The following is a 21,979-nucleotide window of genomic DNA, read 5'->3' as shown; positions in this document are numbered from 1 at the left end:
CCAGCCTCGTCGATGATCAACCATACGGGGATCGCCGCCGTGCTCATGTCTTCAGCCCGATCGATTATCGTCGCATTGTGCATTGCCGCTGCAACGCCGGCCGCCGCCGTGGAGGGTCAGGACTCACCCTCCGTGATCGGCGCCATCGAGCTCTGGCTCGTGGCGAATTTTGACCTGGAGCCGGCGGCGCGGTCACCCGATCTTGCGAAGGTCGCGCCCGCGAGGCTGGTCGAGATCCGCTACGGGCCGGCAAGCTCCGTTTCACCCGGTGCCGTGATGGGAGCCTACGACAAGGCCAGCCACACCATCTATCTCAGCGAAACCTGGAACGGCCGCACGCCCGAGCAGCTCTCCGTCCTGGTGCACGAGATGGTCCATCACCTCCAGGCGTCGAACGAAACGCGCTTTGCATGTCCGGCAGAGCGCGAGCGTCTCGCCTATCGTGCGCAAGACGAATGGCTCCGCCTCTTCGGCCTGGACCTGGAAGCCGCTTTCGGAATCAACGCCGCAACCGTGCTCGTCGCGACCGTCTGCACGCACTGACCCGGACCGTCTTCGCATCCCCCGGCGACTGGCACGATCGGGTCAGTCGCGATCGCGGCGCTTGACAGATCAGCGCGTCCTACTCCCGTCCCGTCAATGACGCTGGAACGGCTTTCTTGTCTCGCCACGCTGCCGGCGTCTCTCCCGTCCAGCGTCGAAAGGCGCGAATGAACGCGCTTGGATGCGCGAAGTCGAGCGTGAGGGTAAGGTCGCCAATGGAAAGCCCGCTCATCGAAAGAAGGTCGCGCGCGATGGCGAGGCGGACCGCATCACGGACCTCCTCGAAGGACGTGCCCTCCCTCGCAAGCGCGCGGCGGAGAGAACGCGGCCCGACGCCGAGACGCAGGGCGACGTCGGGCATGCCCGAGCAACCTTCGAGGAGCAGCGCACGGAGCGCGCGGCGGGTCCGGTGAGTCCATTTTGCCGCGAGGAGTTCCGGCTGCGACAGCAGCTCCTCCAGCGCCCTGTCGTGCATTTGACGATCAGCAGTTGCCAGCGGGAACGCCATGTCCATCGAAGAGAGGAAGAAACCGGTTTCCGCCTCGCCAAACCGAACCACCGCCCCCAGACCGGACCACCGTGCAGGATTGCGCGGCGCAGGTCTCATGGAGAGGAACTCGCGGGGGCGCACGGCCCCCCTCGTGAGTTCGGCTATGATCCTGTTGAGAATGGCCAGGACGATGTCCTGGGTGACGGCGGAGACGGCTAGGCGGGGGTCGTGGACCCCGTAGCCGAAGAAGACGTCCTCGCCCTGCCTGCGAAGGTAAGTGGTTGCGGCCGACGTATTCCGTCCCTGCATCGAAGACAGGTCCAGGAGCGCTTCGCCAAGGGTTGGCGAGGCACGAACCACCCGGGACAGCGGTCCTAGAACGGCGGTCGTGTGCCTTGCACCGAGCAGGAGTCCCAGATCCTCGCGACCGGTCCGCAGGACTGCGTTGTCGAGGATCGCCAGAATGGTGCTCAAGTCGAAAAATTGATCGGGAGTCAGATCCTCGGGAGCCAGTCCGGTTCCCGTAAGGACGTCCTCTACCGGGACCCCCAGTTCCGCCAGAAGGCCAGGGAGCGGCACGAGCGGGTCAGAGCGTTGCTTGGCCGTCGTAGACATCGGTCTGGTCTGTCCTCAAAAGGCAATCTGGATCCCAGGCAACGTGATACGATCATGGCGCGTGGCGCAAGGCCGCGGATCGGGATCAGACCTGCCAAACGCAGGTTGCATTGCCCGTCTAGCGGTGCTCTGGAGCCCGACGAATGGAGGAAGCCGTGCGGAAAAAACTCATCGCTGCATTCCTGGCCACGGTGGCCGGTACCATCTGGCTTGTCGGCCCGGCCCTGGCGCAAGGCGGCGTCGGATCGCCGAGCGGCACGATGGTGCTCGACGGAAACCAGCTCCCCCCCGCTCCGCTGCCGTTCGGCGGCAAGATCGAGGAGGACGCGCTTCAATCGACGCCCTGGTGGTCGCCGCGCGTGGTACCACCGGCCGAGGCTCCGAACGTCCTCCTCATCATCACCGACGACGCCGGCTTCGCGGTGCCAAGCACCTTCGGCGGCGTCATCCCCACGGACACGATGGACAAGCTCGCGGCGGAGGGGTTGAGCTACACAAGCATCCATTCGACGTCGCTTTGTTCGCCGACGCGCGCCGCGCTGATCACCGGGCGCAATCACCATTCCGCCGGCTTCGGTGTGATCTCCGAGCAGTCGACCGGGTATCCCGGCTACAACAGCATCATCGCGCCCGACAAGGCCACCGTCGGACGCATCCTGCTCGACAATGGCTACAACACGTCATGGTTCGGGAAGGACCATAATACGCCGGCCTTCGAGGCCGCGCAGTCCGGCCCCTTCGATCAGTGGCCGACGGGCATGGGCTTCCAGTACTTCTATGGCTTCGTCGGCGGCGACGCCAACCAGTGGCAGCCGAACCTCTTCCGCAACACGACGCAGATCTATCCCTTCGACGGCAAGGAAGGCGAATGGAACCTCGTGACCGCGATGGCGGACGATGCGATCGGCTGGATCACCGACATGCACCAGATCGACCCGTCGAAGCCTTTCTTCGTGAAATACGCGCCGGGCGCAACGCACGCCCCGCATCACCCGACAAAGGAATGGGTCGAGAAGATCGAGGCGATGCACCTCTTCGACGATGGCTATGAGGCGCTGCGCCAGACCATCTTCGAGAACCAGAAGAAGATGGGCCTCGTGCCGCAGGACGCGACGCTCGCGGCCTGGCCTTCGGAACACATCAAGCCGTGGGATCAACTGACCGATGTGGAGAAGAAGCTCTTCATCCGGCAGGTCGAGGTCTTCGCCGCATATGCCGCCTATTCCGACCATGAGATCGGCCGTGTGATCCAGGCCGTCGAGGACATCGGCGAGCGCGACAATACGCTGATCATCTACATCAACGGCGACAACGGGACGAGCGCCGAGGGTGGGCCGCTCGGCACGCCCAACGAGGTGGCGTTCTTCAACGGGCAGAACATGATCCCGGCCGAAACCCAGATGAAATGGTACGATGTGTGGGGGACCGAAGAGACCTACAACCACATGTCGGCCGGCTGGTCCTGGGCCTTCGACACGCCCTTCGACTGGTTCAAGCAGAATGCCTCGCGGCTCGGCGGCATCCGCCAGAACATGGTGGTGTCATGGCCCGCGAAGATCACCGACAAGGGCGGACGGCGCGACCAGTTCATGCACGTGATCGACGTCGTGCCGACGATCCTCGAGGTCACCGGAATCCCGGCGCCGAAGTCGGTCGACGGGATCGATCAGGCCCCGATCGAGGGAACGAGCTTCGCCTATACCTTCGACAAGGCGAATGCTGACGTGCCAAGTCGCCACACCACCCAGTATTTCGAGATGATGGGCCAATGGGCGCTTTACCACGAGGGCTGGCTTCTCAGCACCAAGGTGAACCGGACGCCGTGGGACGCCTTCGGCCCCGCGAACACCGATCCGCTCAACAACCAGGTGCTCGAACTCTACGACCTGACCAAGGACATGAACCAGACCACCGACATCGCCAAGGCCAACCCGGAGAAGGTCAAGGAGATGAAGGCGCGGTTTGTCGAGGAAGCCAGGAAGTACCAGGTCTTTCCGCTTGACGCTTCGTTCGCCGCCCGCGTGGCTGCGCCGCGCCCGAACATCACGGCAGGGCGGAACGAGTTCGTCTATACGCGGCCGATGGTCGGCCTGCCCCAGGGCGACTCGCCGGGCATCCTCAACGCCTCCTACACGATCACGGCCGAGATCGACGTCCCCGAGGCCGGGGCCGAGGGAATGATCCTGACCTCGGGCGGGCGCTTCGGCGGCTATGGCTTCTATCTCAAGGACAGCAAGCCCGTCTTTCTGTGGAACATGGTGGATCTCCAGCGGATCAGATGGGAGGGAAATGAGGCGCTCGCCGCCGGCAAGCATGTGGTGGAGTTCGACTTCAAATATGACGGGATGGGCGCGGGAACGCTTGCCTTCAACAGCTTCAGCGGCGTCGGCAAGGGTGGCACCGCGACCCTGCGAGTCGACGGGAAGGACGTTGACACACAGGCAATGAAGGAGACCCTGCCGATGATCCTGCAGTGGGACGAAAGCTTCGACATCGGGTCCGACACGCTGACCGGCGTCAACGACGCGGACTATTCACCGCCGTTCGCTCTGACCGCAACGCTCGAAAAGCTCACGATCAAGGTTGACCGACCCGAATTGTTGGACGCCGACAAGGCGAAGCTTGGTGCGGCGATGAAAGCTGCGAGCGACTGACCGGCGGGCGCAACTCCGCAAACCCGGCACTCTTAATTACCCGGTGCCCCTCCCTCGTGACCGGGGGAGGGTCGTCGCGTCCTACAAACAGACCAATCGTTCGTCGTTGGGGCATCACCCCTCCCGCCGAGGCGCCCGATAGACCCCCGTCTTGGGGTCCTTTTCCAGCGTCTGCGGGGCGCGCTTCTGCAGTGAGGTCTCGGCGCGTTTCAGCGCGCTCATCACGGTCGTATGGGTGCGGTTGAACCGCCGCCACCAGAGAAAGATGGCGACGACAACGCCGACGAAGGTCAGGAAAGCGCCCATGGACACCCACTCGCGGAAAACGGACGCACCGGCGGTGCCATCCTTCGCTCGATTCTAGAGCCCGTAGCGCTCCCAAAGCAACCGTTCTTCCAGCGCGCCGACGACACCCTCGACCTGGGCGGCGACGGCCATGCCCGGCGCGGCCATGCCGAGGCGACGGCGCAGGAAGCCCTGCGAGGCGGCGATCGGCTTCATCTCGACCTTGTCGCCGTATTTTTCCTTCAGCGCGGTCGGCAGGTCGGCGATGCGGTCGGCGAGGCCCAGGTCGACCGCCCGGCCGCCGGACCAGAAGGCGCCGGTGAAGAGGTCGGGATCATCGGCGAGGCGCTTCCGCCGGTCGCGGACCAGCGCAATGAAGGCGGCATGGACGTCCTGCTGCATCGCCTTGAGGCGGTTCACGTCGTCGGCCTTTTCCGGCGAGAAGGGATCGAGGACTGCCTTGTTGCTGCCGGCCGTGTGGATGCGGCGTTCGACGCCGATCTTGTCGATCAGCTTCTCGAAGCCGAAGCCGGCGAAGATGACGCCGATCGAGCCGACGATCGACGAGGCGTCGACCAGGATCTCGTCGCCGGCGGCGGCGATCATGTAGCCGCCCGAGGCGGCGACATCCTCGACCGCGACGATGACATGCTTGTCCTTCTCGTCGGCGAGTTGGCGGATGCGCTTGTGGATCAGGTGCGACTGGACCGCGGCGCCGCCCGGCGAGTTGACGACGATCGCCACCGCCGGCGCCGCCTTGATGCCGAAGGCGCGGGCGAGCAGCGGCTCGACGCCGGCCAGCGACAGGCTTGGCCGCAGGCCCGGCCCGGTGCCGATCGAACCGGAAAGCCGCACCACCGGAATCACCGGCCCGCCGCGCGAGAACAAACCCTTCACCGAAAATGCCATGCGCGGCCCTATGCTCCTGAATCCTCGTGACTATCCACCCTAGATGGGGCGCCGCGGCCGCCGTGCCAAGCGCGAACCACCAAGGAAAGCGCCCTGCCCTGGCGCAGCATCGCCTCGACCTCCGGCGTGAAGCCGTTGCCGGTGTCGCCGTGCAGCACCAGCGCCGGCAGGATGCGCAACGGACCGCCAGCGCCCTTCAGCCCGCGGACCAGCACCCGGTGCGCCGGCTCGCCGGCACGCGGCTGGATCGGCAGGATGTCGAGCGCGCCGAAGCGGCGGCCGATCGCCGCCAGCAACTGCGCCAGTCCGTCGGCGCGAAAGATCACCGTCACGTCGCCGCGCACCTTCAGCACCGACGCCGCCGCCCGCAGCCACGAGTCGAGCCCGCCGACGTCCAGCACATGGGCGTCGGCCCGTGCCGGGTTCGGCGAACGGCTGCCGGCGGCCTCGGGGTAAAATGGCGGGTTGAGCAGGACGTGGTCGGCAAGGTCGCGGCCCATGCCGGCGGCGGTGCGTTCGGCCTCCGGCGCGGTGATATCCGTCGCCGCTATCCGCACCCGGTCGGCGAAGGCCGCGTTGGCCGGTCGGGTCAGCGCCTGGCGGGCACATGCAACCGCTTCCGCATTCCGCTCGACCAGCACCACCCTGGCGTGTGGGCAGCGGGCGGCTGCACAGAAACCTGCCACCCCGACCCCGGCGCCGAGGTCGGCGACCGTGCCGGTGAGACGAGAATCGAGAGACACCGCGAGCAGCACTGCCTCAAGGCCCGCCCGGTGGTGTCCCCTGGCGTGTTGCAAGGCTTCCACACGGCCGTCCAGGAATGAATCAACGGTGATTCCGGGCGCGATCTCCGTGGCGGCGGTCATCCCTTTTTCCCGGGATCCTCCAGTTCCTTGCCGATATCGGCGTCGGTCAGGATCCGCCGGGCCTGGTCGAGATTATCAGCGGCAACCAGGATCCTCCTCGGCAGAACCCCTAGAGAACCCTCGATTACGCTCATGTTCTGGTCGAGCACCAGCACCTCGATTCCGGCGTCGCGCAGCAGGGCCTCGACAAAAGAGATAAGAACGATGTCGTTGGTTCTGATGAGTTCTTCCATTCACCCCAGCTTTATGTGATTGGACCTTGATCGTTTCCAAGCTTAGGTGGCGGAACGAGGTCCGACAATCCGTCGCACTGGCTCAATGCGGCGGTACCGCTAGATTTGAAGCGATCGTCGGTTCCGCCTAGGGTCGTCGGACGACAGCAGGAAAAGGATTTTCGGTGGGCGTGATCGTTCCCCTTCAGGACGGAAAGACTGAACCGCGGGCGAGCATCGAACCGTTGGTGCGGCTGGCTTCCGGCGACATGGCCCGGGTCAACGAGCTGATCCTCGACCGGGCCGGCTCCGATGTCGGCATGATCCCCGAGGTCGCCCGCCACCTGATCGATTCCGGCGGCAAGCGGCTGCGGCCGATGCTGACCATCGCGGCAGCCGGCATGTGCGGCTACACCGGCAGCGGCCATATCAAGCTGGCGGCCAGCGTCGAGTTCATGCACACCGCCACCCTCCTCCATGACGATGTCGTCGACGAGAGCGACATGCGCCGCGGCAAGGCCGCCGCACGCCTCGTCTGGGGCAACCAGGCAAGCGTGCTGGTCGGCGATTTCCTGCTCGGCCAGGCGTTCAAGATGATGGTCGAGGTCGGCTCGCTCGGCGCCCTCGACATTTTGTCCAACGCCGCCGCGGTCATCGCCGAGGGCGAGGTGATGCAGCTGGCGGCGGCCAAGAATACGGCAACCACCGAGGACGAATATCTGGCGGTGATCAGCGCCAAGACCGCCGCCTTGTTCTCCGCCGCGGCGGAAGTCGGGCCGACGATCGCCGAGCGTGATCGCGCCGAACGCGCCGCCTTCCGATCCTACGGCACCAATCTCGGCCTCGCCTTCCAGCTGGTCGACGACGCGCTCGACTATGGCGGCAGCGCCGCCGAGCTCGGCAAGCAGGTCGGCGACGATTTCCGCGAAGGCAAGATCACCCTGCCGGTGGTGCTCAGCTACCGCCGCGGTTCCGACGAGGACCGGGCCTTCTGGAAGAAGGTAATCGTCGACAGCGCGATCGAGGACGGCGATCTCGAAAAGGCGGTGGTGCTGATGCGCCGCCACAACGCGATCGACGACACGATCGAGCGCGCCCGCCACTATGGTGGCGTCGCCCGCGACGCGCTGGCGCCGTTCCCCGATTCGGATTACCGGGCGGCGCTGCTGGAGGCCGTCGATTTCTGCATCAACCGGGCGCACTAGGCCGAATTCGGCCCCGGCTTGCGGCGCGGCTGCAAAACCGCCATTTTAGCCGCCCACAAAGCGGTCGACTCCTGTCCACTGAAAACGGGCCGATATGAGCGTCTCAAAAGCACTTCGCATTACCATCGCAGCAGCCGGCATGGCGGCGTTCGCTGCCTCGGCAGGAGCCGAGACCGGCTTCGAGAACGATTTCGCCGTTACGCCGATATCGCTTGCCGGCAGCTACCTCGCCGGACGGAGCGCCGACGCGGCGCGCGATCTCGAGGCGGCGGCCAACTATTTCACCGCGGCGCTGGGCAACGACCCGGAAAACCCGATCCTGATGGAGCGGGTACTGGTCCTGCGAATCGCCAATGGCGACATCGAGCCGGCTGCGGGCTATGCCGAACGGCTGATCGACATCGACACGCGAAACCCGCTGGCGCGCCTGTTACGCGGCGTCCGGGCGATCAAGGCAGGCGATCTGGCGGATGCCGAGGCCGAGATGGCAGAGACCGCGCGCGCGCCGCTGGCAGTACTGACCAGCGGCCTGCTCACGGCCTGGGCCAAGCAGGGCGAAGGCGATACCGATGCCGCCTTCGCGCTCGTCGACGGCCTGAGCGGGCCGAGCTGGTACGAGATCTTCAAGAACTACCACACCGCCCTGATCGCCGACGTCGCCGGCCAGAAAGACGTGGCGGTCCGCGCCATCACCGATGCCTTCGAGACCGACGGCTCGGCGCTGCGCGTCGTCGAGGCCTATGGCCGGATCCTTTCGTCTGCCGGCAAGCGCGACCAGGCGATCGAGGCGCTGGAGCGCTTCATGCAGACCCAGCCGGGCAACCCGGTCATCGGCTTCCTGCTCGACGAACTCGTCGCCGGCAAGGACCCGGGCCCGCTGGTCTCTTCGACCGTCGAAGGCGCGGCGGAGGTCCTCTACGGTCTGGGCGCGGCGATCGGCACCGATGAAGGCACCGAACTGCCGGCCGCCTATCTTCACCTCTCGCTCTACCTGAAGCCGGACTCGCACCTGGCGCTGACGGCGCTGGCCGACCTTCTGGTCTCGGCCGACCGCTGCGAGGAGGCGATCCGCATTTATGGACGAATCCCACAGGAGTCCAACCTGCGCCGCAACGCGGACATCCAGACCGGCTTCTGCCTCGACAACCTGATCCGGACCGACGAGGCGGTCGCCATGCTCAGCAAGCTGATCGAGAAGAACCCGGAAGGCCTCGATGCAATCGTCGCCCTCGGCAACATCTTCCGCGGTCGCGAGCGTTTCGCCGAGGCGGCGGAGACCTATTCCAAGGGCATCGCCACCATCGACGAGCCGACCGCCGGCGACTGGCGGCTGTTCTACTTCCGCGGCGTCGCCTACGAACGCAGCGACGAATGGGCGAAATCCGAGGCCGACCTCAAGAAGGCGCTCGACCTCAATCCCGGCCAGCCGCAGGTGCTCAACTATCTCGGCTATTCCTGGGTCGACATGGGCGTCAACCTCGAGGAGGGGCTCGACATGATCCGCTCGGCCGTCGACCAGCGGCCGAATGACGGCTACATCGTCGACAGCCTCGGCTGGGCCTATTTCCGCCTTGGCCGCTACGAGGATGCCGTCGCCCAGCTCGAACGCGCGGTCGAATTGAAGCCCGAGGATCCGGTCATCAACGACCACCTCGGCGATGCCTACTGGAAAGTCGGCCGCAAGCGCGAGGCGACCTTCCAGTGGAACCATGCCCGCGATCTCGATCCCGAGCCGACCGACCTCGAGGTTATCGTCAGGAAACTTGAGAAGGGTCTGGTCACCGATGGTGCAAGCGACGGCTGACACCGTCTCGGCGGCGATCCCGAAGGCCGCGTCGCATACGGAATTCGCCCGGGCCAAGATAAACCTCGCGCTGCATGTGCTGGAGCGGCGCGACGACGGGTATCACCTGCTCGACAGCCTCGTCGTCTTCGCCGAGGCGGGCGATACCCTCACCGCCTTCCCCGACAACGAGGGGTTCGTCGATCTCGACCTCGGCGGACTGTTCGCTGGCGGGCTCGACCCGACGACGACGCCCGACACCAACCTTGTGCTGGCCGCCGCCAAGGCGCTCTGCGAGGCCTATCCCGGTCGGCCGACCGCCGGCCTGAAGCTGTATCTCGACAAGCAACTGCCCGTGGCCGCCGGTCTCGGCGGTGGCTCCGCCGATGCCGCGGCTGCGCTCCGGCTCCTCGACCGGCTTTGGCATATGGGCCTCAGCGATGGCGAACTCGCCCGGCTCGGCCTGTCGCTCGGCTCCGACGTTCCGGTCTGTCTTTCGTCGCGCCCCTCCTTCATGCGCGGCGTCGGCGAGGACGTGACGCCGGCGCCCGGGATTCCGCCGCTGACCGTCCTCCTGGTCAATCCGGGGGCGTCCGTCTCCACCCCCGCGGTCTTCGGGCGTCTCGACCCGGTCAAGCGCACGCCGCTGCCGCCGCTGCCGGACTTCGGCGGGTCGCTGATGGAGTTCATCTTCTGGCTGAGAAAGACGCGGAACGACCTCTTCGAGCCGGCGATCGCCGAGGCCCCGGCGGTCGAAACGGCGGTTCGCACGCTCGCCGCCGACGCCGACTGCCTCTTCGCCCGCATGTCCGGTTCGGGCGCGACGGTCTTCGGTATCTTCATGTCGCCGGAGGCCGGCCGGCGCGCCGCCGAGCGAATCCGCGCCGCGCGGCCGCAATGGTGGGTCGCTGTCACCCGGACCGGCGGGTCATGATGACCCGCGTCGCAGGCAACGCGGAGACCGGGCGATGACCGATGCCCCGGCGCCGGCTTTCGTTCCAGTCCGCTTTGCCGTGCTGACGGTGTCGGACACCCGGTCGATCGAAGAGGACCGGTCCGGCACGACACTGGCCGAGCGCATCGAGAAAGCAGGCCACGATCTCGCCGCCCGCGATCTGGTCCGCGACGATGTCGCGGCAATTCAGGCGGTGATCAATCGATGGACGAGCGATCCCGGCATCGACGCCGTGATCACCACCGGCGGCACCGGGCTGACCGGCCGCGACGTGACGGTGGAGGCGGTCGAACCGCTCCTCGACAAGCGGATGGACGGTTTCGCGACGGTCTTCCACATCGTCAGCTACGGGACGATCGGTACCTCGACGATCCAGTCGCGGGCGATCGCCGGCATTGCCCGGGAGACCTTCGTCTTCTGCCTGCCCGGTTCGCCTGGTGCCTGTCGCGACGCCTGGGACGGGATCCTCGCCCAGCAGTTCGACTACCGCCACGCGCCGTGCAATTTCGTCGAGATCATGCCGCGGCTGGATGAGCATCTGAAACGATCGAAGCTGCGCGGCACCGACGTCTGAGGCTGCCGTTCAGGCGGCGAAACGTCCGATCACCCGCGGCGGCAGGCGCATCACGAACATCGCCAGGCAGGCGGCGTTGCGCGCCCCGCGAAAGAAGCCGCCGCCAGCCGGGCGACGCATGACGGCGCGGGCGCGAAACAGCGTCAGGCGGCGCCGGCCGATACGACGGGCGAGATCGACATCGGCCATGGCCGGCAGGGTCCGGTGCCCGCCGACGGCGCGATAGAGTGAGCGCGAGACCAGCAGACCCTGCTCCTGGTAGGGCGCGGCGAAACCGGCGGAGCGGAAGGTCGCGCTCCATTCGGCGAACCGCGCCGTAAATCCCGATTCGGCCCGGCCGTGGCGGAAAGCGGCGGCCGCGTCGCTGCCCTCGCCGGCCATCATCGCCCGGTCGATGAACGGCAGGACCTCGCCGAACCAGTTGGCATCAAGCACCGCCGAGGGCGAGAGGAAGAGCAGCCAGTCGGACTTGGCTTCCTCGACAGCGGCCATCAGCGCCTCCGGGCCACTGCCCCGCACCACGGTGCAGCCGGCTGCGTCCGCGACGACCAGCGTCCCGTCGCGCGACCCGGCATCGACGACGATGACTTCCCTGACAATGCCTTCCACCGCCGCCGGCACCAGCGGTGTCAGGGCCAGGGCCAGAGCGATCTCGTCGTCTCGAGTGGGCAGGATCACAGTGATCATCAGTCCTCATACCCCTTGCCCGCCTTGTTTTCGACCCTGCGGGAACCCAAATCGAGATTCGCCCATTTTGTTCTTGATTTGTTCCTCTCCAATGCTAGGAATGTATTCATGTCCTCGCCAAGCCACCGATTCGCCGCCAGTCGCATCGCCCCCGCGCAGCGGGTCGAGGATTATGTAGGCGTCCAGATCGACCCCGAGCGGCGACGGGGTCGAGGCGCCGGGATCAATCCGTCCGGCCGGTTTGAGCCGGCGCGGCAGCTTTTCGACGACGGTTGGGGCTCGGCCGACGACCTGCCGCCCTTCCGTACCGAGGTGCAGGAGGAACAGCCGCGGCGGATCATCACCACCAACCAGTCGCCGGACATCTCCTTCGACCGCTCGATCAATCCCTATCGCGGTTGCGAGCATGGTTGCGCCTACTGCTTCGCGCGGCCGACCCATGCCTATATGGGCCTTTCGCCAGGCGTCGATTTCGAGACACGGCTCTTCGCCAAGCCGAACGCGGCGCAACTGCTCGAGCGCGAACTCGCCAAGCCCGGCTACCAGCCGAGAACCATGGCGATCGGCACCAATACCGACCCGTACCAGCCGATCGAGAAGCGCTACCGGATCATGCGCGAGATCCTCGAGGTGCTGGAGGCGGCCGGCCATCCGGTCGGCATCGTCACCAAGTCGGCGCTGGTGCTGCGCGACATCGACATCCTCTCCCGCATGGCGGAACGCAACCTCTGCAAGGTGGCCCTGTCGGTGACGACGCTCGACCGCAAGCTGGCACGGGCGATGGAGCCGCGCGCGGCGACGCCGGAGCGCCGGCTGTCGACGCTTCGGCTGCTCTCTGAGGCGGGCATCCCGACGACGGTGATGGTGGCGCCGATCATTCCGGCGCTCAACGAATCCGAGATCGAGCGGATCCTCGATTCCGCCGCGGCGGCGGGCGTCCGCGAGGCGGGCTACGTCCTCCTTCGCCTGCCGCTCGAGGTGCGCGACGTGTTCAAGGACTTCCTCGAACGCGCCTATCCGGACCGGGCGAAGCATGTCCTGTCGGTGATCCGCTCGATGCGCGGCGGCAAGGATTACGATGCGACCTGGGGCAAGCGGATGCGCGGCGACGGGCCCTATGCCTGGCAGATCGGACGCCGGTTCGAGATCGCCGCCCGCCGCCTCGGCCTCAACCGCGAGCGCCGGCAGCTGGCGACCGACCTCTTCCGGCCGCCGGTCGCTGAAGGCGGACAACTCAGCCTGTTCTGAGGCGTGGCACCGTCGCGATAGAGATCAACGCCGGAGCCGAAGCGGCATCGTGCCCCTTGCGGGACGCGGCGCGGACGGCGACCATCGGACCATGCCCAAGCCGTCGCCCGATTCGCCCCGCTTGCTCGACCTTCCGGCCGCGCCAACCCGGCGCATCGAGGCGCAGGCGCGCCGGCGCGGCGCGACGCTGGTCGCCGGCGTCGACGAGGCCGGGCGCGGTCCGCTGGCCGGGCCGGTGGTGGTCGCCGCCGTGGTCTTCGACGGGCGGGCTCCAAAGGGCCTCGACGATTCCAAGCGACTGACCGCGGCGGAGCGCGAGCGTCTGCATGACGTCATCCTCGATCGCGCCTGTGTATCGGTGGTGGTCGCCAGCCGCGCCCGAATCGACCGGATGAACATCCTGCGGGCTTCGCTCTGGGGCATGACCCAGGCGGTGCGCGGCCTGTCACGACAACCGGATTATGTGCTGGTCGACGGCAACATGCTGCCGCCCGGCCTCCCCTGCCCCGGTGAAGCCGTGATCGGCGGTGACGGGCTGTCGGTGTCGATCGCCGCCGCATCGATCGTCGCCAAGGTCACCCGCGACCGGCTGATGCAGGCGGTCGGCCGCGCCTATCCCGATTATGGCTTCGACCGCCACAAGGGGTATTCGACGCGTACCCATTTCGCCGCCATCGACCGCCACGGCCCCTGCATCCATCACCGGCGCAGCTTCGCGCCGGTCCGGATCGCGCTGGGGCTTGAGCCGACCCAGACCGAACTCTTCGCCCCGCAGCCCGAGCCGGCCGAATAACCGGCCACGCCAAACGACAACGGGCGCAGCCCTGCCGGGCCGCGCCGCGTTTGTCATGCACCGAATCCTGGTTAGTGGAGCTTGCCCTTCACGTCGCCAATGGCGGCGTCGACCAGCGCGTCGGCCGTCGCGCCCTTGGCCTTGGCAGTGAGGATGCGCTCGGCGGCGGCAATGGCGACGTCGGCCGACAGCGCCTTCACCTCCTGGATCGCCTGGGCCTCGGCCTGGGCGATCTTGTCCTCGGCCAGCTTGGTGCGGCTTGCGACATACTCTTCCATGCGGGCCCGCGCCTCGGCGCCCAGCGCCTCGGCCTCGCGGGTCGCCTGGTCGATGATTTCCTCGGCCTCGGACTCCGCTTCGCGCGCCTTGCGCTGATACTCGGCCAGCAGCGCCTGCGCCTCTTCACGCAGCTTGCGGGCCTGGTCGAGCTCGGTGGTGATCCGCTCGGCCCGCTTGTCGAGGCCGCCGGTCACCGTCTTCGGGACCTTCAGGTAGATCATGATCGCGAAGAAGATGATCAGGCCGACGAGGGCCCAGAATGTCGGATCCTCAAGCATTGGCGTTCCTCGCGGCGATAACGTCGGCCACCGCTTCCTTGACTTCCTCGGCCGACACGTTGGCCTCGATCAGGGAATTGACCACGGCATCGGCGGCCTCGCCGGCGATGGTGCCGACCTCCGCCAGAGCCTGGTTCTTGATCTCGGCAATCCGCGATTCGGCGTCGGCGAGCTTGCCGGCCAGCGAAGCCTCGACCTCGACCCGCTGGGCCTCGGCCTTGCTCTTCGCTCCCTCGCGGGCGGTGTCGGCGATGCTCGACGCGCGCCCCCGCGCCTCGGCCAACGCCTTCTCATAGGCCGCTTCCGCATCTTCCGACTCGCCCTTCAGCCTTTCGGCCTGGTCGAGATCGGCGGCGATGCGATCGCGCCGCCCTTCGAGGATGCCGCCAATGCGCGGAATCGCCACCTTCGCCATCAGGTAGTAGAGGAGGACGAAGGTGATCGCGAACCACAGCAACTGCGACGCGTAGGTGGTCGCGTCGAAGGGTGGGAACACCTTATGTTCGGCCGGCGTCTCGTGGATCGTGCCATCAGTGGTCACGAATGGCTCCCCTTCGACCGGCTGGTCAACCGCCATGTGGCTCTCCGCAGTGCTGGATCAGGACGACGCTTGCGTCAGCCGAACAGCAGGATGAGGGCGACCAGGAGCGAGAAGATGCCCATCGCCTCGGTGACGGCGAAGCCGAAGATCAGGCGGCCGAACTGGCCATCGGCGGCAGCCGGGTTGCGCAGCGCGCCGGCGAGGTAGTTGCCGAAGATGTGACCGAGGCCGATGCCGACGGCACCCATGCCGATGCAGGCGATGCCGGCGCCGAGGAACTTTGCTGCTTCCGCTTCCATGATTAATGCTCCTTGAGAAATTCGCGTTGTGAAGGGTGAAGGGCAATCCGCCCCCCGATCAGTGACCGGGGTGCAGGGCGTCGTTGAGATAGAGGCAGGTCAGGACCGCGAAGACATAGGCCTGCAGCGCCGCGACCAGGAATTCCAGCGCCGTCAGCGCGACGATCGCGAACAGCGGCAGGATCGCGCCGAGGATGCCGACGAAACCGGCCGAACCGAGCCCGACGACGAAGCCGGCAAACACCTTGAGGGTGATGTGGCCCGCCAGCATGTTGGCGAAGAGACGAATGGACAGCGAGATCGGCCGCGAGAGGAAGGACAGCACCTCGAGCACGACGATGAAGGGCAGGAGCACGCTGGGCACACCGCTCGGCACGAACAGCTTGAAGAACCCGAACTTGTGCTTCTTCAGCCCGTAGAAGAGGACGAGAAGGATCACCGCAACCGCCATCGCCGCGGTGACGATGATGTGCGAGGTCACCGTGAAGAAGTAGGGGAACATGCCCCACAGGTTGGCGACCAGGATGAACATGAACAGGCTGAAGACGAACGGGAAGAAGCGCATCCCGTCGCTGCCGGCCGATTCTCGCAATGTCTGGGCGACGAATTCGTAGGTCATCTCAGCCGCCGACTGCCAGCGGCCGGGCACGAGCCCGCGGCCACGAGTCGACAGGATGAGGAAAGCGGAGGCGCCGACGACGGTCAGCACCATGAACAGGGCGGAGTTGGTGAAGGAAAAATCGACGCCACCGACCTCAATGGGAATCAGCTTCTGGATTTGAAACTGGTGAATTGGATCGGTTGCCACCGCAGTCCCCTTGTAATCCTACCGGCGTCCGGCCGGATCGTCGTCGATCCCCGGGCGCTTGGCAACGACACCGGCAGATCGCATTACACTCAACAGGCCCGCTCCGAAACCCAGCAGCAAAAAAACCGCCAGTCCCCAGGGCGAGGTTCCGATCAATTGGTCGATGCCCCACCCGAGTGCACCACCGACCAGAACCCCGGCAACAAAATCCGCTCCAAGCCTGAGCGCCATTCCATATCCGGGGCCGGCGGGCTTTTCCGGCCCGTCCTTTTCCTTGCGCGCGTCCCGGCTGGCGCCTATCCGCCGTTCGAGATCACGCAGTTTTCCGGAAAGCGCAGCGTCCGCCTCGCTCGTCGAAGGGGCCGGCCTGTCGTCGTCCGGGCCTTTCGCCTTGCTCATCGAACTGTCCCAACGGGGCGAAGATACGCCGTAGAACTGCTACCCCGCCCCTGAAAACCGGCCGCACCATAGGTTTCGGGCGATACGGTGTCAAGAAGCCGGCTGCCTCGACCAACCATCTGATATCGCTGGATATTTTTCCGCTAAGTGCCAGTGGCGATGGTGCGCCGCAACCAAATGACCCGATTCTTCCGCTGCTCAAATCCGGCGCCCCGGCCTTCCGAAGCGGCCGGGGCCGTGCCAAAACACCGCCATGTCCTCCGATGCCGGCAACAAACGATCCAAGGGCGCGCTCTCGCTGGGCGAACTGGTCGGCCGCGCCATCGCGCCGATCACGGCACGGCGCGGATTCGCCACCGCCGACCTGGTTGCGGCCTGGCCGGAGTTGGCGGGGCCCCTCCACGCCGACTGTACGGCGCCGGACAAGATTTCATGGCCGCGCCGCAACGATGAAGGCGACGAGCCGGCGGCCGGCGTCCTCTTCCTCAAGGTCGACGGCCCGCGCGCCATCTATGTCCAGCACGACCTGCCGCAGATTCTCGAGCGGGTGAATGCCTTTTTCGGCTACCGGGCGATCGGACGGATTCGCATCGTCCAGGGGCCGGTCGCCGATTCCGCCTCCCCGGCCGGGTTGCGGGACCGGACGCCGGTGGATCCGGCGGCTGGCCAGGCGATCTCCGAGACCGTGGCCTCGGTCGAGGATGACCGGCTGCGCGCCGCGCTGGAGCGCCTCGGCCGCGGCGTTCATGGCATTCGTCGCGAATAGTTGAGTTGCCACGATCCGGAAATGGCCACAATTGACCAATCGAAGTCAGCCCGTCCCTTTTACCCCATGCGCTGCATCAGCAGGCTTGTTCAGCCCTCCAAGACACGAAAGCGACAAGATATGAGATCACGGCACACACTTGCGATCGCAGCGGCAGCCGTCGCCGGCCTCGGCATTCTGTTCGGCGGGCAGACGCAGACCGGCGGCGCAGCCTTCGTCGCCCCCGCCTATGCGGAAACCAGCGAAGCCATGCTGGAAGCCGGCCCGCTCGGCGAAAAGACGCTCGGCGATCCGGATGCGCCGAACATCGTCATCGAATATGCCTCGATGACCTGCCCGCACTGCCAGAGCTTCCACGAGAACACATTCGACGACTTCAAGGAAAAGTACGTCGACACCGGCGATGTCTATTTCATCTTCCGCCATTTCCCGCTCAATCCGCTCGATATCGCAGCGGTGATGCTGTCCAATTGCGCGCCGGAGGAGCGGTTCTTCCCGATCGTCGACCTGCTCTACGAGAAGCAGGCTGAATGGGCGTTCGTCGAGCAGCCCGCCGCCGCCCTTCTCAATCTGGTCAAGCAGGCCGGTTTCACCCAGGAATCCTTCACCGCCTGCCTGAAGAATCAGGAAGTGCTCGACGGCATCGACTGGGTCCGCAAGCGCGCATCGGAGGATTTCGAGGTCAACTCGACGCCGACTTTCTTCGTCAATGGCGAGAAGAAGTCCGGCGCATTAACCCTTGAACAACTTGACGAGCTTCTTGCCGAGTAGGACCGAATCGCCCTACGCGAAACCGTTGGCCAGCGCTATGTGGCGCTGGCCGGAGCTTTGGTGAGGGCCTAGGTGAAGTTCACGCGGCTGCGGGTTCTCGGCTTCAAGTCGTTCGTCGAGCCCATCGACCTGCATATCGAGCCAGGGCTGACCGGCGTCGTCGGACCGAACGGCTGCGGCAAGTCGAACCTTGTCGAAGCCCTGCGCTGGGTGATGGGCGAGGCTTCCTACAAGAACATGCGCGCGTCCGGCATGGACGACGTCATCTTCTCGGGCAGCGGCAATCGCCCGCCCCGAAATACCGCCGAAGTCACCCTTGTCATCGACAATGCCGACCGCACCGCGCCGGCGACGCTCAACGACGCCGACGTGCTGGAGGTCAGCCGCCGGATCGAGCGCGAGGCCGGGTCGGTCTACAAGATCAACGGCCGCGACGTCCGGGCCCGCGACGTCCAGTTGCTGTTCGCCGATGCCTCGTCCGGCGCCCATTCGCCGGCGATGGTCGGCCAGGGCAAGATCGGCGAGCTGATCGCCGCCAAGCCGAAGGACCGCCGCGCGCTTCTCGAGGAAGCGGCCGGCATTTCCGGCCTGCATAACCGCCGCCACGAGGCCGAGTTGCGCCTGTCCGGAGCGGAACAGAATCTGGCGCGAATCGACGACGTCGTCGCCGAACTGGATTCCCAGCTCGACGGGCTGAAGCGCCAGGCCCGCCAGGCGGTGCGCTATCGCAACCTCTCCGGCGAGATCCGCAAGGCCGAGGCGACGGTCCTGCATCTGCGCTGGACGGCGGCGACCGCCGCGCTCAAGGAAGCCGACGAAGCGCTTCGGGAAGCGACCGCGCTGGTCAACGGGCGATCCGACGCGCAAGGCCAGGCGGCCGTTGCCCAGGCAACCGCCGGCGCCAGCCTGCCCGAGCTGCGCGATGCGGCGGCCCGCGCCGGCGCGGCGCTGCAGCGGATCATCGTCGCCCGCGAGCAGCTCGACAGCGAGGAAGCCCGCATCAACGAACGCCTCGCCGATCTCGGCCGCCGGCTGGCACAGCTCGGCGACGACATCGCCCGCGAGGAAACGCTGGTCGCCGACAACAAGGCGATCCTCGCCCGCCTCGACGACGAGGAAAAGGAACTCGAAGCGGCCAATGCCGCGATGACCGAGCGCCAGGCAACCGCCGCGGATCGCCGCCGGACCTGCGAGGAGTCGCTGACCGCCAGCGAAGCAGCACTCGCCGAACTGACCGGCAAGGTCGCCGATATCACCGCCCGGCGGACCCAGTATGAGCGCAGCCTGATCGAGGCCGAGCGCCGGCTCGAGAACCAGCGCAAGGAACTCGCCAGCGTCACCGCCGAGCTCGACCGGCTTGGCGACAGCCAGTCCGTCGAGGCCGGCCTGCGCGAGCGGAGCGAGGCGGTGGAAGCGGCGGAAGCCACGGTCAAGTCGGCCGAGGAACAGGCCGTCGCTGCCGAAGGCACCTCTGCCGCGGCACGCGACCGGACGGCGCGGCTGCGCGAACCGCTTGCCGAGGCGGAGCGGACGCTGAGCCGGATCGAGACCGAGGCGGCGACCCTGGTCGCCCTGCTCAAGTCGTCGCGAACCGAGGCGGGAACCCCGCTGATCGATATCGTCAAGGTCGACAACGGCTTCGAGGCGGCGCTCGGAGCGGCCTTTGGCGACGACCTCGATTCGCCGGCCGATACGGAGGCCGCCGCCTATTGGCGCCTTGTCGACCGCAGCGACGCCGATCCGTCGCTGCCCGATGGGGTCGAGGCTCTCGCCACCCATGTCGAGGCGCCCGCGGTACTCGCCCGCCGGCTTGCCCAAATCGGGCTCGTGGCGCGGGAGGACGGCACCCGGCTCCAGTCGATGCTCAAGCCCGGCCAGCGGCTGGTCAGCCGCGAGGGCGACCTGTGGCGCTGGGACGGCTATATCGCTACCGCCGATTCCCCGACCGCCGCCGCCCAGCGGCTCGCCACCCGCAACCGGCTTGCCGAGCTCGAATCCGACGCGGTCGACGCCGGCAAGCTGCAGCGCGAGCGGCGCGAGGAAATGGAAGAGGCCAACGCCGCGATGCGCGCGGCCGAAGAGGCCGAGCGGGCTGCCCGCGACGGCTGGCGGCAGGCCCAGCGGGCGATCGACCAGGCGCGCGACCAGCTTGCCCGGGCCGAGCGCGAGGCCGGCCAGCAGGCGGCGCGGCGCAGCGCGCTGGAGGAAGCCCGGAACCGGCTGACGGCCGCGGTCTCCGACCTCGAAGCGTCACGCGACGTGGCGAAGACGGCGCTGGCCGAGACGCCAACCGCCGACAGCTTTGCCGACCAGCTCGCGGTGGCGCGCAACAAGGTCGCCGAGGACCGCGCGGCGCTGGCCGAGATGCGGGCCGCGGTCGAGAGCCTGTCGCGGGAAGCCGACATGCGGGCCGGCCGCCTCGCCGCGATTGCCGTCGAGAGGCAGAGCTGGCACGAGCGGGCCGCCAATGCCGAAACCCATATCGCGACGCTGACCACGCGGCGTGCCGAGGCCGAGCAGGAAAAGACGAAGCTCGCCGAGGAGCCGGAGAAGATCGAGGAACGGCGGCGGGCGCTGTTGTCCGAGATCGCCTCGGCGGAGGAGGCACGCGCCGCCGCCGCCGACACGCTTGCCGAGGGCGAGGCGAAACTTGCCGAAGCCGACAAGGCCGCCCGCGTCGCACTCGAGCAACTGGCCGAGGCGCGTGAGCAGCGCGGCCGCGCCGAGGAGCGCGGTGTTGCGGCCCGGCAGCGGCTTGACGAAACGGCGGAGCGAATCGACGAAGCGCTCGACTGCATGCCGGAAGAGGTGCTTGCCATCGCCGAACTGAAGCCCGGGGCGGCCCTGCCCGACCTCGGCCAGATCGAGGCGCGCCTCGACCGGTACCGGCAGGAGCGCGAGCGCCTCGGTGGCGTCAACCTGCGCGCCGAAGCCGAATCGCAGGAAGTCGGCGAGCGGCGCGATGTGCTGGTCGGCGAGCGCGACGACCTGGTCGCCGCGATCCACCGCCTGCGCCAGGGCATCGGCAGCCTCAACCGTGAGGGCCGCGAACGCCTGCTGGCCGCCTTCGGCACGGTCAACGATCACTTCCAGCGGTTGTTCACCCACCTGTTCGGCGGCGGCGAAGCGGAATTGCAGCTTACCGAGTCCGACGACCCGCTCGAAGCCGGCCTCGAAATCATTGCCCGGCCGCCCGGCAAGAAGCCGCAGATCATGACGCTCTTGTCCGGCGGCGAGCAGGCGCTGACGGCGCTGTCGCTTATCTTCGCGGTCTTCCAGACCAACCCGGCGCCGATCTGCGTGCTCGACGAGGTCGATGCGCCGCTCGACGACGCCAATGTCGAGCGCTTCTGCAATCTCCTCGAGGAGATGACGCGCCAGACCGACACCCGCTTCCTGGTCATCACCCACAACCCGATCACCATGGCGCGGATGAGCCGGCTGTTCGGCGTGACGATGGCCGAGCGCGGTGTCTCGCAACTGGTGTCGGTGGATCTCGAAACCGCCGCGCGCTTCCAGGAAGCCGTCTAGCAGCCGACTATCACGGGCATCGATCGCGCGGCGTCGCCTCAGTCGAGCGATTCAATCTGCGCCGCCATGTCCGGCACCAGGCGAACCCGATAGGCGTTGTCCTTGCAGGTGAGTTTCCAGACCGAGTCGCCGTCGGCTTCCTGGTCGGGACTGGCTTTCGTCGGCTCCTCGCAGTCATAGCCCTGCTCGCGAACCTGATCGGCGACCACGTCGGCCGCAGCCTTGTCGGTCGCGTCGTCGTTCGATTGCGCCATCGCCAGCGCCGACACAAGGGACACGGCAAACAAGACGATCAATCCGGGTGCATGCTTTCTCATTTCGATCCTCTCTCCTTGTCGCGCGAGCCGCGTGCGCGTCGCCATCCCGACGAATAGCGACGACACCGACCGGGTGTCCGGCTCTCTCTTTAGACCGACTGTGGCCGGCCCGGAAAGTGCCAGTTTGTTTCGGGAAAGTGCGGCGAGCCCCCTTGCCTTCCCGCCACGGAT

23 protein-coding genes are annotated in these 21,979 nt (G+C 66.9%); 11 read left to right on the top strand and 12 right to left on the bottom strand.

Annotated elements, in window-relative coordinates:
• The first annotated feature begins 12 nt into the window (after window positions 1-12).
• Window positions 13-543, top strand: coding sequence for a DUF6647 family protein (locus tag BLT60_RS10795; protein ID WP_244521216.1), 531 nt, complete (start codon window positions 13-15; stop codon window positions 541-543).
• 79 nt (window positions 544-622) lie between these two features.
• Here the strand turns inward: BLT60_RS10795 and BLT60_RS10790 are convergent, their stop codons facing one another.
• On the bottom strand, window positions 623-1,648 hold the full coding sequence (locus BLT60_RS10790; protein ID WP_090876462.1) for an AraC family transcriptional regulator: 1,026 nt from the start codon (window positions 1,646-1,648) through the stop codon (window positions 623-625).
• A gap of 155 nt (window positions 1,649-1,803) precedes the next feature.
• Here BLT60_RS10790 and BLT60_RS10785 point away from each other — a divergent pair, with 155 nt between their 5' ends.
• Window positions 1,804-4,302: an arylsulfatase gene (locus tag BLT60_RS10785; protein WP_425284990.1), complete on the top strand. Its 2,499-nt coding sequence runs from the start codon at window positions 1,804-1,806 to the stop codon at window positions 4,300-4,302.
• Between the two features lie 114 nt (window positions 4,303-4,416).
• On the opposite strand, the gene BLT60_RS10780 is transcribed toward BLT60_RS10785, so the two are convergent.
• From BLT60_RS10780 to BLT60_RS10765, 4 genes are read right to left on the bottom strand one after another with little or no spacing between them, the layout of a single operon-like run.
• Window positions 4,417-4,608 carry a hypothetical protein gene (locus tag BLT60_RS10780; RefSeq protein ID WP_090876460.1) on the bottom strand — a complete coding sequence of 64 codons (192 nt, stop codon included), beginning with the start codon at window positions 4,606-4,608 and terminating at the stop codon, window positions 4,417-4,419.
• 54 nt (window positions 4,609-4,662) lie between these two features.
• Complete coding sequence (locus BLT60_RS10775) at window positions 4,663-5,496, bottom strand: S49 family peptidase (protein WP_090876459.1); 834 nt, start codon at window positions 5,494-5,496, stop codon at window positions 4,663-4,665.
• Window positions 5,497-5,504: 8 nt separating this feature from the next.
• Window positions 5,505-6,362, bottom strand: a complete 858-nt coding sequence (locus tag BLT60_RS10770; protein WP_090876458.1) for a tRNA1(Val) (adenine(37)-N6)-methyltransferase — start codon at window positions 6,360-6,362, stop codon at window positions 5,505-5,507.
• Window positions 6,359-6,595 carry a putative signal transducing protein gene (locus BLT60_RS10765; protein ID WP_090876457.1) on the bottom strand — a complete coding sequence of 79 codons (237 nt, stop codon included), beginning with the start codon at window positions 6,593-6,595 and terminating at the stop codon, window positions 6,359-6,361. The genes BLT60_RS10770 and BLT60_RS10765 overlap by 4 nt, the downstream gene beginning before the upstream one ends.
• Before the next feature lie 164 nt (window positions 6,596-6,759).
• Between BLT60_RS10765 and BLT60_RS10760 the strand changes: the two genes are divergently transcribed.
• The 4 genes from BLT60_RS10760 (at window position 6,760) to moaB (ending at window position 11,091) form a co-directional block, all read left to right on the top strand.
• Window positions 6,760-7,779 carry a polyprenyl synthetase family protein gene (locus BLT60_RS10760; protein ID WP_090876456.1) on the top strand — a complete coding sequence of 340 codons (1,020 nt, stop codon included), beginning with the start codon at window positions 6,760-6,762 and terminating at the stop codon, window positions 7,777-7,779.
• A gap of 94 nt (window positions 7,780-7,873) precedes the next feature.
• The gene (locus BLT60_RS10755) at window positions 7,874-9,583 is read left to right on the top strand and encodes a tetratricopeptide repeat protein (protein WP_090876455.1); all 1,710 of its coding nucleotides are present in this window, start codon (window positions 7,874-7,876) and stop codon (window positions 9,581-9,583) included.
• Window positions 9,564-10,496, top strand: coding sequence for a 4-(cytidine 5'-diphospho)-2-C-methyl-D-erythritol kinase (locus tag BLT60_RS10750; RefSeq protein WP_090876454.1), 933 nt, complete (start codon window positions 9,564-9,566; stop codon window positions 10,494-10,496). Before BLT60_RS10755 ends, BLT60_RS10750 begins: the two co-directional genes overlap by 20 nt.
• Before the next feature lie 34 nt (window positions 10,497-10,530).
• On the top strand, window positions 10,531-11,091 hold the full coding sequence (moaB, locus tag BLT60_RS10745; RefSeq protein ID WP_090876453.1) for a molybdenum cofactor biosynthesis protein B: 561 nt from the start codon (window positions 10,531-10,533) through the stop codon (window positions 11,089-11,091).
• A gap of 9 nt (window positions 11,092-11,100) precedes the next feature.
• Here the strand turns inward: moaB and BLT60_RS10740 are convergent, their stop codons facing one another.
• Window positions 11,101-11,778: a glycosyltransferase gene (locus tag BLT60_RS10740; RefSeq protein WP_090876452.1), complete on the bottom strand. Its 678-nt coding sequence runs from the start codon at window positions 11,776-11,778 to the stop codon at window positions 11,101-11,103.
• Between the two features lie 108 nt (window positions 11,779-11,886).
• Between BLT60_RS10740 and BLT60_RS10735 the strand changes: the two genes are divergently transcribed.
• A complete protein-coding gene (locus BLT60_RS10735) occupies window positions 11,887-13,026 on the top strand; it encodes a PA0069 family radical SAM protein (RefSeq protein WP_090876451.1) in 1,140 nt (379 codons plus the stop codon).
• 91 nt (window positions 13,027-13,117) lie between these two features.
• Window positions 13,118-13,819 (top strand): ribonuclease HII, encoded by a 702-nt coding sequence (locus BLT60_RS10730; protein WP_090876764.1) that lies wholly within the window; start codon window positions 13,118-13,120, stop codon window positions 13,817-13,819.
• A 71-nt stretch (window positions 13,820-13,890) separates the two neighbouring features.
• Here BLT60_RS10730 and BLT60_RS10725 read toward each other — a convergent pair whose 3' ends face one another.
• Genes BLT60_RS10725 through BLT60_RS10705 form a run of 5 tightly spaced genes read right to left on the bottom strand, consistent with a single transcriptional unit; the run spans window position 13,891 to window position 16,423 of the window.
• Window positions 13,891-14,376 (bottom strand): F0F1 ATP synthase subunit B, encoded by a 486-nt coding sequence (locus BLT60_RS10725; RefSeq protein WP_090876450.1) that lies wholly within the window; start codon window positions 14,374-14,376, stop codon window positions 13,891-13,893.
• Window positions 14,369-14,953 carry a F0F1 ATP synthase subunit B gene (locus BLT60_RS10720; RefSeq protein WP_090876449.1) on the bottom strand — a complete coding sequence of 195 codons (585 nt, stop codon included), beginning with the start codon at window positions 14,951-14,953 and terminating at the stop codon, window positions 14,369-14,371. Before BLT60_RS10720 ends, BLT60_RS10725 begins: the two co-directional genes overlap by 8 nt.
• 38 nt (window positions 14,954-14,991) lie before the next feature.
• A complete protein-coding gene (locus tag BLT60_RS10715) occupies window positions 14,992-15,216 on the bottom strand; it encodes a F0F1 ATP synthase subunit C (RefSeq protein WP_090876448.1) in 225 nt (74 codons plus the stop codon).
• A gap of 58 nt (window positions 15,217-15,274) precedes the next feature.
• Entirely contained in the window at window positions 15,275-16,024 is a 750-nt protein-coding gene (locus BLT60_RS10710) for a F0F1 ATP synthase subunit A (protein ID WP_090876447.1), read from the bottom strand.
• An 18-nt stretch (window positions 16,025-16,042) separates the two neighbouring features.
• The gene (locus BLT60_RS10705) at window positions 16,043-16,423 is read right to left on the bottom strand and encodes an AtpZ/AtpI family protein (protein ID WP_090876446.1); all 381 of its coding nucleotides are present in this window, start codon (window positions 16,421-16,423) and stop codon (window positions 16,043-16,045) included.
• 253 nt (window positions 16,424-16,676) lie between these two features.
• Between BLT60_RS10705 and BLT60_RS10700 the strand changes: the two genes are divergently transcribed.
• The 3 genes from BLT60_RS10700 to smc all read left to right on the top strand — a co-directional run bounded on the left by BLT60_RS10700 (window position 16,677) and on the right by smc (window position 21,491).
• Window positions 16,677-17,189, top strand: coding sequence for a DUF721 domain-containing protein (locus BLT60_RS10700; RefSeq protein ID WP_090876445.1), 513 nt, complete (start codon window positions 16,677-16,679; stop codon window positions 17,187-17,189).
• A 120-nt stretch (window positions 17,190-17,309) separates the two neighbouring features.
• Complete coding sequence (locus tag BLT60_RS10695) at window positions 17,310-17,960, top strand: DsbA family protein (RefSeq protein WP_090876444.1); 651 nt, start codon at window positions 17,310-17,312, stop codon at window positions 17,958-17,960.
• A 72-nt stretch (window positions 17,961-18,032) separates the two neighbouring features.
• Window positions 18,033-21,491: a chromosome segregation protein SMC gene (gene smc, locus BLT60_RS10690; RefSeq protein ID WP_090876443.1), complete on the top strand. Its 3,459-nt coding sequence runs from the start codon at window positions 18,033-18,035 to the stop codon at window positions 21,489-21,491.
• Between the two features lie 38 nt (window positions 21,492-21,529).
• Here the strand turns inward: smc and BLT60_RS10685 are convergent, their stop codons facing one another.
• On the bottom strand, window positions 21,530-21,808 hold the full coding sequence (locus tag BLT60_RS10685) for a hypothetical protein (protein ID WP_139167802.1): 279 nt from the start codon (window positions 21,806-21,808) through the stop codon (window positions 21,530-21,532).
• Window positions 21,809-21,979 lie beyond the last annotated feature (171 nt).

It is taken from the genome of Bauldia litoralis, from assembly GCF_900104485.1.
GTDB classification, from domain to species: Bacteria; Pseudomonadota; Alphaproteobacteria; order Rhizobiales; family Kaistiaceae; genus Bauldia; species Bauldia litoralis.
Note: the sequence above shows the minus strand (reverse complement) of the source record. Positions and strands in the feature narration are given on the sequence as shown.

Bases quoted from the DNA above. Each gene is read 5' to 3' on its own strand.
- BLT60_RS10750 (WP_090876454.1), top strand. From the start codon at position 9,564: ATGGTGCAAGCGACGGCTGACACCGTCTCGGCGGCGATCCCGAAGGCC.
- BLT60_RS10695 (WP_090876444.1), top strand. From the start codon at position 17,310: ATGAGATCACGGCACACACTTGCGATCGCAGCGGCAGCCGTCGCCGGC.
- BLT60_RS10705 (WP_090876446.1), bottom strand. From the start codon at position 16,423: ATGAGCAAGGCGAAAGGCCCGGACGACGACAGGCCGGCCCCTTCGACG.
- BLT60_RS10795 (WP_244521216.1), top strand. From the start codon at position 13: ATGATCAACCATACGGGGATCGCCGCCGTGCTCATGTCTTCAGCCCGA.
- BLT60_RS10775 (WP_090876459.1), bottom strand. From the start codon at position 5,496: ATGGCATTTTCGGTGAAGGGTTTGTTCTCGCGCGGCGGGCCGGTGATT.
- BLT60_RS10720 (WP_090876449.1), bottom strand. From the start codon at position 14,953: ATGGCGGTTGACCAGCCGGTCGAAGGGGAGCCATTCGTGACCACTGAT.
- BLT60_RS10730 (WP_090876764.1), top strand. From the start codon at position 13,118: ATGCCCAAGCCGTCGCCCGATTCGCCCCGCTTGCTCGACCTTCCGGCC.
- BLT60_RS10770 (WP_090876458.1), bottom strand. From the start codon at position 6,362: ATGACCGCCGCCACGGAGATCGCGCCCGGAATCACCGTTGATTCATTC.
- BLT60_RS10755 (WP_090876455.1), top strand. From the start codon at position 7,874: ATGAGCGTCTCAAAAGCACTTCGCATTACCATCGCAGCAGCCGGCATG.
- BLT60_RS10725 (WP_090876450.1), bottom strand. From the start codon at position 14,376: ATGCTTGAGGATCCGACATTCTGGGCCCTCGTCGGCCTGATCATCTTC.
- BLT60_RS10780 (WP_090876460.1), bottom strand. From the start codon at position 4,608: ATGGGCGCTTTCCTGACCTTCGTCGGCGTTGTCGTCGCCATCTTTCTC.
- BLT60_RS10735 (WP_090876451.1), top strand. From the start codon at position 11,887: ATGTCCTCGCCAAGCCACCGATTCGCCGCCAGTCGCATCGCCCCCGCG.
- BLT60_RS10790 (WP_090876462.1), bottom strand. From the start codon at position 1,648: ATGTCTACGACGGCCAAGCAACGCTCTGACCCGCTCGTGCCGCTCCCT.
- BLT60_RS10700 (WP_090876445.1), top strand. From the start codon at position 16,677: ATGTCCTCCGATGCCGGCAACAAACGATCCAAGGGCGCGCTCTCGCTG.
- moaB (WP_090876453.1), top strand. From the start codon at position 10,531: ATGACCGATGCCCCGGCGCCGGCTTTCGTTCCAGTCCGCTTTGCCGTG.
- BLT60_RS10740 (WP_090876452.1), bottom strand. From the start codon at position 11,778: ATGATCACTGTGATCCTGCCCACTCGAGACGACGAGATCGCTCTGGCC.
- BLT60_RS10685 (WP_139167802.1), bottom strand. From the start codon at position 21,808: ATGAGAAAGCATGCACCCGGATTGATCGTCTTGTTTGCCGTGTCCCTT.
- BLT60_RS10765 (WP_090876457.1), bottom strand. From the start codon at position 6,595: ATGGAAGAACTCATCAGAACCAACGACATCGTTCTTATCTCTTTTGTC.
- BLT60_RS10715 (WP_090876448.1), bottom strand. From the start codon at position 15,216: ATGGAAGCGGAAGCAGCAAAGTTCCTCGGCGCCGGCATCGCCTGCATC.